The 12800-nt window shown below is 63.6% G+C and carries 12 protein-coding genes; 5 read left to right on the top strand and 7 right to left on the bottom strand.

Translation table 11 applies throughout. The features are described from left to right. Positions 1-328 precede the first annotated feature (328 nt). The 5 genes from purM to AC0L2H_RS21225 all read left to right on the top strand — a co-directional run bounded on the left by purM (position 329) and on the right by AC0L2H_RS21225 (position 3410). A complete protein-coding gene (gene purM, locus AC0L2H_RS21245; protein ID WP_473592042.1) occupies positions 329-1408 on the top strand; it encodes a phosphoribosylformylglycinamidine cyclo-ligase in 1080 nt (359 codons plus the stop codon). Next, positions 1405-2115, top strand: a complete 711-nt coding sequence (purN, locus tag AC0L2H_RS21240; protein WP_473592041.1) for a phosphoribosylglycinamide formyltransferase — start codon at positions 1405-1407, stop codon at positions 2113-2115. Before purM ends, purN begins: the two co-directional genes overlap by 4 nt. Positions 2116-2189: 74 nt before the next feature. Next, positions 2190-2465, top strand: coding sequence for a type II toxin-antitoxin system ParD family antitoxin (locus AC0L2H_RS21235; RefSeq protein ID WP_473592040.1), 276 nt, complete (start codon positions 2190-2192; stop codon positions 2463-2465). 3 nt (positions 2466-2468) lie between these two features. Further along, positions 2469-2762, top strand: a complete 294-nt coding sequence (locus AC0L2H_RS21230) for a type II toxin-antitoxin system RelE/ParE family toxin (RefSeq protein WP_473592039.1) — start codon at positions 2469-2471, stop codon at positions 2760-2762. A 126-nt stretch (positions 2763-2888) separates the two neighbouring features. Continuing rightward, complete coding sequence (locus tag AC0L2H_RS21225; protein ID WP_473592038.1) at positions 2889-3410, top strand: SixA phosphatase family protein; 522 nt, start codon at positions 2889-2891, stop codon at positions 3408-3410. Between the two features lie 170 nt (positions 3411-3580). Here AC0L2H_RS21225 and AC0L2H_RS21220 read toward each other — a convergent pair whose 3' ends face one another. The 7 genes from AC0L2H_RS21220 to AC0L2H_RS21190 form a co-directional block, all read right to left on the bottom strand. After that, a complete protein-coding gene (locus AC0L2H_RS21220) occupies positions 3581-3811 on the bottom strand; it encodes a DUF680 domain-containing protein (protein ID WP_473592037.1) in 231 nt (76 codons plus the stop codon). Between the two features lie 353 nt (positions 3812-4164). Further along, positions 4165-6372, bottom strand: a complete 2208-nt coding sequence (locus AC0L2H_RS21215) for a cation:proton antiporter domain-containing protein (protein ID WP_473592183.1) — start codon at positions 6370-6372, stop codon at positions 4165-4167. A 171-nt stretch (positions 6373-6543) separates the two neighbouring features. After that, positions 6544-7242: a DUF2270 domain-containing protein gene (locus tag AC0L2H_RS21210; protein WP_473592036.1), complete on the bottom strand. Its 699-nt coding sequence runs from the start codon at positions 7240-7242 to the stop codon at positions 6544-6546. Between the two features lie 98 nt (positions 7243-7340). Beyond that, positions 7341-9449 (bottom strand): molybdopterin-containing oxidoreductase family protein, encoded by a 2109-nt coding sequence (locus AC0L2H_RS21205; protein ID WP_473592035.1) that lies wholly within the window; start codon positions 9447-9449, stop codon positions 7341-7343. A 53-nt stretch (positions 9450-9502) separates the two neighbouring features. Next, the gene (locus AC0L2H_RS21200) at positions 9503-10222 is read right to left on the bottom strand and encodes a cytochrome c biogenesis CcdA family protein (protein ID WP_473592034.1); all 720 of its coding nucleotides are present in this window, start codon (positions 10220-10222) and stop codon (positions 9503-9505) included. Positions 10223-10231: 9 nt separating this feature from the next. Then, the gene (locus AC0L2H_RS21195; RefSeq protein ID WP_473592033.1) at positions 10232-10627 is read right to left on the bottom strand and encodes a thioredoxin family protein; all 396 of its coding nucleotides are present in this window, start codon (positions 10625-10627) and stop codon (positions 10232-10234) included. A gap of 178 nt (positions 10628-10805) precedes the next feature. After that, positions 10806-12683 carry an ABC-F family ATP-binding cassette domain-containing protein gene (locus AC0L2H_RS21190; RefSeq protein ID WP_473592032.1) on the bottom strand — a complete coding sequence of 626 codons (1878 nt, stop codon included), beginning with the start codon at positions 12681-12683 and terminating at the stop codon, positions 10806-10808. Between the last annotated feature and the right edge of the window lie 117 nt (positions 12684-12800).

Genomic DNA, 12800 nt, shown 5'->3' with positions numbered 1-12800 from the left:
GTACCAGCCTATTGCATTCTTCAAGCGAGCGGTTGGCGAAAGCCGATGTGATAGTCGATCTCCCCCATTGCGGGGGAGATGCCTGGCAAGGCAGAGGGGGGTGCTGTCCCTCGGCGTATCGGTAGGGAGCGCTCGGCACAGCCGCGAAGGCCGCGATCTTTCCCACCCCCCTCTGTCCTGCCGGACATCTCCCCCGGAAGGGGGGAGATTGGCTCACCCCGAACGCCGCTTTTATCGGGGGCAAAGCTGCCTCGTCCGCGCCGTTATCCTTGCGAGCCGAAACCATTCATGCGAAGAGCCCGCAAGGGAAAACAGAGACGAGCCGGATATGACGAAGCGCGACACAGCCAAGCGCAAGAACGGGCTCACCTATGCCGAGGCGGGCGTCGATATCGACGCCGGCAATCTGATGGTCGAGAAGATCAAGCCGCTGGTGCGCGCGACGCGCCGGCCGGGCGCCGATGGCGAGATCGGCGGCTTCGGCGGCCTGTTCGACCTCAAGGCGGCCGGCTTCACCGATCCGGTGCTGGTTGCCGCCAATGACGGCGTCGGCACCAAGCTGAAGATCGCCATCGATGCCGGCAAGCACGACACGATCGGCATCGATCTTGTCGCCATGTGCGTCAACGACATTGTCGTGCAGGGCGCCGAGCCGCTGTTCTTCCTCGACTATTTCGCCACCGGCAAGCTCGACCCCGACCAGGGCGCCGCGATCGTCGGCGGCATTGCCGATGGCTGCCGGCAGGCCGGCTGCGCGCTGATCGGCGGCGAGACGGCGGAAATGCCCGGCATGTATCACGGCAAGGACTATGACCTTGCCGGATTTGCCGTGGGCGCCGCCGAACGCGGCCAGCTTCTGCCCACGGACGACATCGTCGAGGGCGACGTGCTGCTCGGCCTCGCCTCGTCGGGTCTGCATTCGAACGGCTTTTCGCTGGTCCGCCGCATCGTTGCCACCAGCGGGCTTTCCTGGAGCGATCCGGCGCCCTTCAACGATGAGGTGACATTGGCCGAGGCGCTGCTCGAACCAACCCGCATCTATGCCAAGTCGATCCTCAAGGCGATCCGCAACACGCATGGCATCAAGGCGCTGGCCCACATCACCGGCGGCGGCTTTCCCGAGAACATCCCGCGCGTGCTGCCGAAGGATTTTTCGGCCGAGCTCGACCTCGACGCCATCGAGGTACCGCCGGTGTTCTCCTGGCTGGCGAAGACCGGAGGCGTGGCGCCCGAAGAGATGATGCGTACTTTCAATTGCGGCGTCGGCATGATCCTGGTCGTCGCCTCCGGCCAGGCGGCGCAGGTCGCCGCCGTCCTGCAGGAAGCCGGCGAGACGGTGACGCCGATCGGCCGCATCGTGCCGCGCCGCGACGCCGGCGTGATCTATCGAGGCTCGATCGACCTATGAACGCGCGCAAACGCACCGTGGTGCTGATCTCGGGACGCGGCTCCAATATGACGGCGCTGATCGCCGCGGCAACGGACCCCGCCTATCCGGCCGAGATCGTCGGCGTCATTTCCGACCGGGCCAATGCGGCCGGGCTCGGCATCGCGGCGGCGCGCGGCATCCCCACCAAGGTGATTTCGCGATCCGACTATGCCGGCAAGGAAGCGCATGACGGAGCGATCGACGCCGCGCTGGCCGCCTTCGGCGCCGAGATCGTGGCGTTAGCCGGCTATATGCGCATCCTCGGCGCGCGCTTCGTCGAGAAATGGCAGGGGCGGATGATCAACATCCACCCTGCCCTGCTGCCGGCCCTCAAGGGGCTGGACACGCATGCGCGTGCGTTGCGCGCCGGCATGCGCATCCATGGCTGCACGGTGCATTTCGTCACGCTGGACATGGATGACGGCCCGATCATCGCCCAGGCGGCGGTGCCCGTGATGGTGGGCGACAATGAGGATACGCTGGCCGCGCGCGTGCTCAAGGCCGAGCACCGGCTCTATCCGCTGGCGCTAGGCCTGGTCGCCGAGGGCAAGGCGCGTATGGAAGGCGGCCGCACGGTGCTTGCGCATTTCGCCGACGATGCCGACAATGGCACGTCGGTGGTGATGGCGCCCGACCCGCTGCGCGAGGAGACCGACCTGGAACATCTGGCGCGGATCACACCCTGAGCGCCTGCCTCGAAGACTGTTATCGTTGAAATTGGTAGCAAATATTGCTACTTCGTCTTTTAGGAGACATTTTCATGGCGACAGTCGAGAAAGTCAGCGTGGCGCTTTCCCCGGAATTACTGGACATGGTGAAGGGCGCCGTGGCCAGCGGGCGATACGGGTCGGCGAGCGAAGTGATCCGCGAGGCGTTGCGCGAATGGCGGCTGCGCCAGTCCTTGCGAGAGGCCGAAGCAGAACGGCTACGCAAGGCTTGGACGGAAGGGCTGGAAAGCGGCCCATTCGCTGCTTTCGACATCGAGGACATCAAGCGGAAAGCCCGCGGCCGGCTCGTCGACGCTGTCAAGAAATAGCCCATGGCAGGCATGCCGATCATCCGCAGCCCGGCGGCGGAAAATGACCTGATTGATATCTGGCTTGCCATCGCCGAGGACAGTCCGCCAACTGCGGATCATTTTCTGAATGCCATCGCCGAGCGCATCCTGCAGCTTACCGCCTTTCCCGAGTCGGGACCGCGAAGACCAGATATCGGGGTCGACACGCGAGCACTGACCATTGGCAACTATCTCATCCTTTATCGTCTCGCCGAAGGATGGATCGAAATTGTTCGCATCGTGCACGGCGCTCGCTATGTCTCAACGCTGTTCTAGACTAGAATCCGAGAGCCAATGGATATCTTCAACAAGCTGTCGGCAGCCTTTGATGTCACGACAGGGACAAAGTATGGTGGCCCGTAAGGTAGGGATATCAACGTCGTGATTCCTTGGTCCTGAACAATGCCAACCAGACAACTGCTTTTGCTGCGTCACGCCAAGTCGAGTTGGGATGATCCGGCCCTTGCCGATTTCGACCGGCCGCTCGGCCCGCGCGGGCTGAAGGCAGCGCCGCTGATGGGTCGCGAGCTGGCCAGGCGCGGCTGGCTGCCGGACCTGGCGCTGGTGTCGCCGGCGTTGCGCACCCGCGACACATGGCGGCTGGTTTCGGCGGAATGGAAGGCGAAAACGCCGGCTGAATTCGTCCTGGCGCTCTACGAAGCAACGGCCGCCGATATCCTCGCCAAAGTGCGCCAGGCGGATGCGGCCGCCGGGACCCTTCTGGTGGTCGGCCACAATCCCGGGCTGGAAGAGTTCGCGCGCCGGCTTGCCGGCGTCGGATCGGACGCTGAAGCGGCGAAAAAGCTCGAAGAGAAATTCCCGACCGCAGCACTTGCCCGTCTTGAAGTCGGCGGCGACTGGGCCGGTCTCGCATTTGGCGGCGTCCGGCTGACGCATTGCCTGCGGGTGAAGGATTTGGGCTGAGTTCGGGTCCGCCCGGCCGCGGTTTGAAAAGCTTATGCCGAACAAAGACCTGGCTCCGGCTGCTGCCGATCTGATTAAACCTCCGCCAACCGACAGCCAGCCCACAAAAACAGAGCGGCGGGCCAAGCCCGCCGCCTTGATGGTTCGACGTGTGGCGATCGGGTCCGCAATCAGCGACCCCAGATGCCCTGGCCGGATTGCGGCTGGACGGCATCGGACGTCGCCTTGGCGCCATTGTGCTCGACCGGCTTGCGGATCGAAGCCGTGTACGAGTTGTCGACATTGGCAGGCGCGGTAACCGCCGGCTGGTTGACGTTATCCGAACCATAGTGGTCGCTGCCGGCGAAGGCGCTGCCCGTGGCAACGAGGATGGCGGCGGCGGTAAGAGCGATCTTGGTCATTTTAGGTACTCCAGTATTTTCTGTTCTGTCCGTCTGGTGGCGTGCCTTGGGAGGAATTCGCGTCGCTCGGACCACCCCGAGATGGGTCGGCAGCGCTATCGTTTCCAGTCACGAAGTTGTGCCTGAAAAACCTCTGATACCACGGTTGAAAACTGCAGGATGATTACCTCCGCCACAATCTTTCCCCGTGATATCATATGGTTAGGCGAATGCGCCGCGCGTCAGCGCCCGGATTTTCCGAGCCAGCGTTCACACTGTACTGCACAATGCGTCAACAGAAATCGAACCGAACGGTTCGGTTTCGATGTCGGTCTCGCGAAAAGTCGCGTGATGTCGTACCCGACCACATGGCTTTACGCGGCAACGGGCTCCGCGCCAGTACCGGGATTGCGCTTGACGCGTTCGCTGGCCAGAAGCACGATCGGACAGTCGCAGGCCGCCACGACCGCGCCCGCCGTGTCACCGAAAAACACATCTTCGCCCGGACGTTGAGTGACACCCATCACGACGATCGCCGCCCCTTTGGCCACTTCCCTGATAATCGCCTTGTCGGGTGTGACGCGGGTATGGATCGAAGTGTCGACAGGCACGCCATAGCGGCTGGCCAGGTCGGCGATATCCTTGAGCACAGCCTCCTCGCGACGATGCGAGACAGGTGTCGCTCTGCGACCCTTGGCTGATCCCTGCGAGACATAAAGAATCTTGACACGAGCCCGATTTGGACGGGCGAGCGCGAGTGCGAAATCAGCCGCGCGGCGGGCCACTTCGGTGCCGTTGACAGGGACCAGGATGCTCGTGCCGGTCTTTAGCGTCGGCATCCTGTCGGTGGCGCCGCCGCCATTCAGTACCAGGCAGAGCGGCCCATCGAACCCGTCGGTAATCTCGTTGAGAGCCGGCGTGAACGAGCCCTTTTCGGTCAAGACATTGTCGAGGCCGACCAGCAGCATGCCGAAACCCTTGCGCGCTTCCTCGGCAATGATCCCGGCTGTGGCCTCGGATTCGGTGCGCGCCGTCAGATGCACCTTGTCGACCAGCGTGTCTTCGGTTCTCTTCACGGCCTCGGCGCTTTTTTGCGCGCCCCTCTTGATCTCCTTCAACGCACGCTGCGGTCCCTTATTGGCGGCTGGTCTGTCGAGCCGGCCGTTCTTGAGATGCAGCAAGGTGGTGGGCATGCCGCTGCCGCCGCCGACCAACCCGGCAAGATAGGCGGTGAACTTGCCGATCCGGCTGTCGTCGACCAGCACCAGCAACCGCTCCAGTTTGGAGACGAAGCCGTACTCATCCAGGGCCTCGCGCTCGACACGCTGCTTCTCGTCCTGGCCAACCGGCAGTCGGCCAAGCGCCCAGCGCAGCATGGGCGGCATGACCAGCGTGGTGATGACCGCCATGGTGACGATCATGGTGAAGAGGTTGTGCGACAGGATGTTCATCGACAGTCCGATGCTGGCGACGATGACCTCGGTCGAGCCGCGCGCATTCATCGCGCTGCCCACCGCTGTCGCCTCCTTGAACGACATTCCGGCGAGCCTGCCGCCCAGAAATGCGCCGCCGAACTTGCCAAGGCTCGCAATGACGACCAGGGCCACCGTAAGCAGCGCCAGCGTCGGGTCCGCCAGCACCGTGAGATCGGCTGACAGTCCGGCCGTGCCGAAGAAGACCGGCATGAACAGCGCGGTGATGACGCCGCGAAGCTGGCCCTCGATGTGGCTGGACAGAATCGGGGATTCGCCGACCAGGATACCGGCGACAAAGGCGCCGAGCACGGTATGGACGCCGATCATGTTGGTGATCAGCGCCATCACCCCCATGATGATGAGAATCATGGTGATCACCGCATATTCGCTGCGGAAGGAATCATTGGTCCAGCGGATCAGCGTGAACACCATTCGGCGGCCAATGGTGAATGAGAACACCATGAATATCGCCACGGCGGTAACGGTCGTGGCGAGCGGCAGCAATTCCAGCCGGCCGTTGGTGGCGATTCCGAAGGTGATGGCGATGATCAGCCAGCCGATCGTGTCCTCGATGATCGCCGAGGAGACGATCACCTGGCCGAGATTGCGGCGCATGAAGTTCATCTCGCGCACGACCATGGCGACGATCTTGACCGACGAGATCGACAGCGCGGTGCCGATGAACAGTCCGGCGACGACGCGTTGCGTCGGATCGGGCAGCAGACTGTCCGGCAGGAATTGCGCCAGCGCAAAGCCGCAGGCGAACGGCACGACGACGCCGGTTACCGAAATGGACACGCAGGCCACGCCGACCCGGCGCACCAGCCGCAGATCCGTCTCCATGCCAGTCAGCAAAAGCAGCATGAGAATGCCGAGTTGCGAGACGGCGTCGATCATGCCCTTCTGCGCGGGGTCGCTCGGAAAGATGAAATGCTGCTCGGATGGCCACAGCCAACCGAACAGCGAAGGTCCGAGCAGGATGCCACCGATCAGCTGGCCCATGATCGCCGGCTGGCCGTAGCGCTGCAACACTTCGCCGAGGCCGCGCCCGATCAGCAGAAGAAGAACGATTTCGGCAACAAAAATGCCTTCGCCCGAGCCGCCCATGCCTGACGGCTCGGCTCCGGCGGCCGCCGCCCAGGCCCCGCTCGCTGTCGGGAACAGCAGCGCGAACGACACCAGCGCCAGGACAATAGAACCTGTCGACGCCCGAGAATCCATGAAAGCTCCGCCGCACTGTACTTGCCGGAGAACGCGCGAAAGCGGTTTGCGTTGCCCCTATACGTGCACGTCGCCGAAGGAGAGTTCTCCGTCGTCACCGACCGTCAGGAAGGTGGCGACAACCAGGCCAGAGTAGAGGGCGACGACCAGTACGACAATAACCAGGCCCGGAATCGGCCCAAGCGCAGCCGCGCTGACCGCCTCGCGCAGCGAGCCGACGAAGCCGACGCGGCCGCCTTCCGTGAGGAGGCTTGGCGTCGACAATTTGAGTATCCAGGCAAGCAGCAGGATCATCAGCATGTGGATATAGTTCCGGCGCAGGCGGCGCGCCAAGGCGACCCGCTGGGATATGAGAAATTTGGGAGCACGCAGGCTTTCGCCGACGATAAGCAGCCAATCCGACGCGAAATCCGGCTGTGGCGAAAATATCTGTGCGAAATAGTGGCGTTCCAACTGTCGCACACGGGCTCGGTAGAAGTCGAAGAAGCGATACCGCCGCGCCTCTATCCACAGCAGCAGCAAGACGAGCAGCATGGCGAACAACAGCACGCCGTGATGCGCGCTGGCCGCCGAAAGCGAGACCGAGAGCATCGCCGCGACGACCGTTATCGCCCAATTGCTGGTGCGATCCAGACGGTCGCGCCATCCAGCCATGCGTGCGATCTCGGCGCGATGGAAATGCGACATCGTGGCGACGAGTTCGCCAGATGAAAGCGTTCCGCCGATGGGTTCCGGAGCCGCCAATGCATCCGCCATGGCCATATCTCCTCCGCAGCCAAAAACAGCCTGATTGGGTAATCGTTCCAAATTGATACCCGCTTCGGCAACGCGCCGATCACTTCGGGTGCGATGCTTCAGCAGGCTTTGCGCAGCCAGACCTTGTTGTCGTGCACGGCGGCGCCGCCATAGGGCGCCGGCGCGTCGGCGCCGGTCAGCACGTTGATGCCCTCGCCGCGCTCATGGGCGCTGTTCGGCCAGATGCCTTCGGCCACCACCACGCCGCGCTTGATACCGTCGAACAGTTTGGCGTGCAGCACCACTTCGCCGCGCTGGTTACCGACCTCGACACGGCCGCCGTCGGCAAGCCCGAGTGCCGCCGCGTCGTCCGGATGCAGCAGGAGTTCCGGCCGCCTTTCCTTGGCTTGGGACACCGGCGTCTCGGCAAAGGTCGAGTTGAGGAAATTGCGGGCCGGCGAGGTCGTCAGCCGGAACGGGTGCGCCTCGTCCGCGACCTCGATCAGGTCGACATGATCGGGAAATTCCGGCAACCGCTCCACCGGCCCGAACAGGCCCATGCTTTTAGGCGGCCGGTTGGGCGCCGCCTGGCCGGTCCAGTTGGCGCGAAAATGGAACTTCTTGTCGGCATGGCCGAAGCCGGTGATGAAATGCGCGGCCTCGAAATCCGGCTGCAGGTCGACCCATTTGTCTTCCTTCAGACTGTCGAAACTGCCCAGCCCGCGCTTGCCCAGGATGATGTCGATGTGCTGCTTTTCGGTCAGGCCAAAGCCCGGCTGGTCTGCGACGCCGAGGCGCTTGCCGAGTTCCTCGATAACGAAATGATTGGTGCGCGGCCCTTCCGGCGGGTCGATCAGCTTCGGCCCCAGTGTGATGTGCTGGTTGCCGCCGCCCTTGTAGATGTCGTTATGCTCCAGGAACATCGTCGCCGGCAGCACGACATCGGCGAGCTTCGCCGTATCGGTCATGAACTGCTCGTGCACGCAGGTGAAAAGGTCGTCGCGCAGGAAGCCCTGCTTCACCAACCGCTGTTCCGGCGCGACATTGGCCGGATTGGTGTTCTGGATAAGCAGCGCCGTCACCGGCGGGCCGCCATAGAGCGCATCCCTTGCGCCAGTCAGCACCGGGCCGATGCGCGAATGGTCGAGATAGCGGATCGAGGGATCGCGCATCTTGGTGCCTTCCAGCAGCTCCTGGTTGAGCTTGAAGATACCGGAATTAGAATGGAAAGCGCCGCCGCCCTCATACTGCCAGCAGCCGGTGACCGCGGCGATCGAGGCCGCGGCGTGCATGTTGACCGGGCCGTTGCGCTGGCGCGAAAAGCCGTAGCCGAGGCGGAAATATGTTTTTTTCGTCGTACCGACCAGACGGGCGAAGGCTTCGATCTCGGCGACTGAAAGCCCGGTTATCGCGGCCGCCCATTCCGGCGTTTTTGTCCGCAGATGCGCTTCCAGGCCCTTCGGATCGTCAGTGTACTTTTCCAGATAGGCGCGGTCGGCCATGCCTTCCCTGAACAGGACATGCATCACCGCGCAGGCCAGCGCGCCATCGGTGCCGGGCTTCAGCACCAGGCCGAGGTCGGCCTGCTTCATCGTCGCGTTCTCGTAGACGTCGATGACGACGATCCTGGCGCCGCGTTCCTTGCGCGCCTTGATGGCGTGGGTCATGACATTGACCTGGGTGACCACGGCATTGGTGCCCCAGATCACCACGCAGTCGGATTTGCCCATCTCGCGCGGGTCGGGACCGCGCAAGGCGCCTGCCCCCATCATCCAGCCGGTCCAGGCCAGATTGGTGCAGATCGAGCTGAAGAAGCCGGAATATTTCTTCGCATGGCGCAACCGTTCGATGCCGTCGCGCTGTACCAGCCCCATCGTGCCGGCATAGAAGTAGGGCCAGACCGTCTCCGAGCCGTATCTTGCTTCCGCCGCAATGAACTTCTCGGCGACAAGGTCGAGCGCCGCCTCCCAGCTCGCGTCCTTCCACGTCCCGTCGCCCTTGGCGCCGGCGCGAACCAGCGGCTTCAGCAGCCGGTCGGGGTGGTGGACACGGTCAGCGTAGCGGGCGACCTTGGCGCAGATGACGCCTGATGTGTAGCTGTTGGCCTTGGCGCCATGGACGCGGCCGATGCGCTTGTTGTCGAGCAGTTCGACCTCGAGCGCGCAGGTCGACGGGCAATCATGCGGACAGGCGGAATGGCCGATCCTGAGCTTGGCGTGCTGATTCATTTGAGCAAACTAGCCGTTTGTGACGGCGACGTGTAGGGCCAGATGGCTGCGGATCAGAATTGTGTTGTCAGCGCCGTGAGCCATTCCGGCGAGGCATTGACCAGTGCCGTTTCAAGCGCCTTGTCGAAGCCCGACAGGATGGCGGCGGCAGTCAGGACGAGCAGGATGCCGAGCGCAACCTTCAGCCCGCTGCCGGCGCCGGCGATGCGGCCTCGCCAACGCATCAGGGTTTCTCGGGACAGCATGCCGAGGATCAGCAGCGGCGCCGCCGCGCCAACACCAAAGAGAACCATGGTGGTGGCGACATGGACGAGATCCCTGCCTTGTGCCGCCAGGACCGACGCCGCCCCCAGAGTTGGCCCGACGCACGGACTCCAGACCGCGCCAAGCAAGATGCCGACGCCGAACTGCCCCCAAAGACCGACCGACGAAAACGCACCAAAACGGTCCTCGACCCAGTTGCCGGCCGGGCCGGCGGCCAGCGCGACACGAGCCTGAAATGCCGGCACGATCAATATCGCGCCGAGAACCAGCATCAGCACCGCGGCGGCGCCGCGAAAGACACCGCCATCAAGCCCGATGGAGAACCCGATCGTGGCGACGAAAAGCCCTATGACCGTGAATGATATGGCAAGCCCGGCGGCCAGTGCGACCGGGCCATGGCGATGCTGGCTGACGGCGGCGCCCAGCACCACCGGGATGAGCGGAAGCACGCATGGCGAGAGCGTCGAAAGCACGCCGGCCAGAAACGAAAAGCCTAAGCCGAGCAGCATCGCAGCCGCTCAGATCGTCTTGTCAAGCAACTGCTTGATGGCATCCGCCTTGGTCACGCCGACAAGGCGGCCGACTTCGGTTGCGCCCTTGAAGGTGATAAGCGTGCTTTGCATGCGCGCGTTGAACGCACGCACGACGTCCTTCTGCGAGTCGAAATCGACCTCGAATACGGCCAGGTTTGCGTGCTCTGCCGCCGGCAGCAGTTGGCCGAGCACCTGCTTCTGCGCCTTGCACGTCGGACACCAGGAGGCGGTAATCTCGACCAGGATCGGCCGGCCGGCCTTTTGCGCTGCTTCGAAGGCTTGCCGCGTGTAGGCCATTTGGTCGGCAGCCTGTGCCGCCGGAGCCGAAACGAGACCGGCTATTGCGGTCAGAGCGACGAGGAAGGTGCGGCGGTCGAGCATTTCTTGACTCCTAAAAATGCTGGCAGGCAGAGTCCCACCATTGCGAGCTGAGGCTACGACCTATATTCGCGCCGGCGATGCCAATCGTTACAGCCCTACGGCAATACACCCCCGTCAACGCCTCAATTCCGCCTTTTCTGCCGCCGCCGGCGCGACGAATTTTTTCGGGGATGGGCTGCTATTCCGCCGTGCCTTCCTCATACTCCGCTGACATCGACAGCCATTTTTCCTCGTGGCCAGCCAGCTGTTGCGCAAGCTGCGAACGTTCCTTGGCCAGTCGCGTCGCGGTCGAGGGATCCTTTTCGTAGACCGCCGGATTGGCGAGCTCGTCCTCGATCAGGTCGATGCGCTTGCGGATGCGGTCCATCAGCGCTTCGGTGGCGCGGATTTCCTTGGCCAGCGGCTCGAAGGCGGCGCGGCGCGCTGCCGCATCGCGGCGGCGGTCGGCCTTCGAAGCCTTCTCCGCCTCGCGCTTGCCGCGGCGGTCGCCGGACACGCCGGTGACCAGCGTCTTGTAGTCCTCGAGGTCGCCGTCATACGGGTTGACCGCGCCGTCCTTGACCAGCCACAGCCGGTCGGCCGTCGCTTCGAGCAGATGGCGGTCGTGCGAGATCAGGATGACCGCGCCGGGAAACTCGTTCAGCGCATGGATCAGCGATTCACGGCTGTCGATATCGAGATGGTTGGTCGGCTCGTCGAGGATGAACAGGTTCGGCCCCTCGAAGGCCGACAGGCCCATCAGAAGGCGCGCCTTCTCGCCGCCCGACAGGTCCTTGGCGGCGGTGTTCATCTTTTCGGTGGTCAGGCCGAACTGGGCGACGCGGCCGCGCACCTTCGATTCCGGCGCCTCCGGCATCAGCCGGCGGACATGTTCATAGGCGTTTTCCTCCGGCCGGAGATCATCGAGCTGGTGCTGGGCGAAGATCGCCACTTTCAAGCCAGGCGCCACCGTCATGGTGCCGGTCTCCTGCTTCAGGCGGCCCGACAAAAGCTTGGCGAAGGTCGACTTGCCGTTGCCGTTGGCGCCGAGCAGCGCGATGCGGTCGTCGGCATCGATGCGCAGCGTCATCTTTTTGAGGATCGGCTGCCCCTGGGTATAGCCGACATCGACATTGTTCAGCGCAATGATCGGCGAAGCGACAGTTTTCACCGGCTCGGGGAAGGAGAACGGTCGCACCGTGTCGTTTACGATCGCGGCGATCGGCTTCATCTTCTCCAGCGCCTTGATGCGTGACTGCGCCTGCCTTGCCTTGGAAGCTTTGGCGCGGAAGCGCTCGACAAAGGATTCCATGTGCTTGCGCGCGGCTTCCTGCTTGACGCGGCCCTTCTCCTGCAATTCCTTCTGCTCGGTATATTGCCGCTCGAACTGGTCGTAGCCGCCGCGCCAGAAGGTCAGCTTCTTCTGGTCGAGATGGACGATCGAGTTGACGGCGCGGTTCAAAAGATCGCGATCGTGCGAGATCAGCAGCACAGTGTGCGGATATTTCGAGACGTAGTTCTCCAGCCACAACGTGCCTTCGAGGTCGAGATAGTTGGTCGGCTCGTCGAGCAGCAGCAGATCCGGCTCGGAAAACAGCACCGCTGCGAGCGCAACGCGCATACGCCAGCCGCCGGAGAAGGACGAAGCCGGGCGTCTTTGTGCCGCATCGTCGAAGCCGAGGCCGGCCAGAATGGTGGCCGCGCGGGACTCGGCGGAATGGGCGTCGATGTCAGCCAGCCGCATGTGGATGTCGGCAATGCGGTGCGGATCGGTCGCCGTCTTTTCCTCTTCGAGCAGTGCCGAGCGTTCGAGGTCGGCCTTGAGCACGATCTCGATCAGCGGCTCTTCCGTACCCGGCGCTTCCTGCGCGACCTGGCCGATGCGGGTGTTCCTCGGCAGGCTGATCGAACCGGTCTCAGACGGGAAATCGCCGGTGATCGCCTTGAACAAGGTCGTCTTGCCGGTGCCGTTGCGACCGACAAGCCCGGCCTTGGTGCCGGCCGGCAAGGTCAGCGAGGCATGGTCCAGAAGCAGACGTCCGGCCATGCGCAGCGAAAGGTCGTTGATAACAAGCATGGCCGCGCTTTCGCACAGGACGTCGCCGCTTCGCAAGGTCCGGAGCACCGGTTCGGTCGCATGGGGCACAAAAACGCCAGCCGTGGACGGCTCGATGCCTTCGGCTCAGCTTGTCAC

Source organism: Mesorhizobium sp. WSM4871 (assembly GCF_055811295.1).
This window is presented reverse-complemented; position numbering and strand designations above follow the sequence as displayed.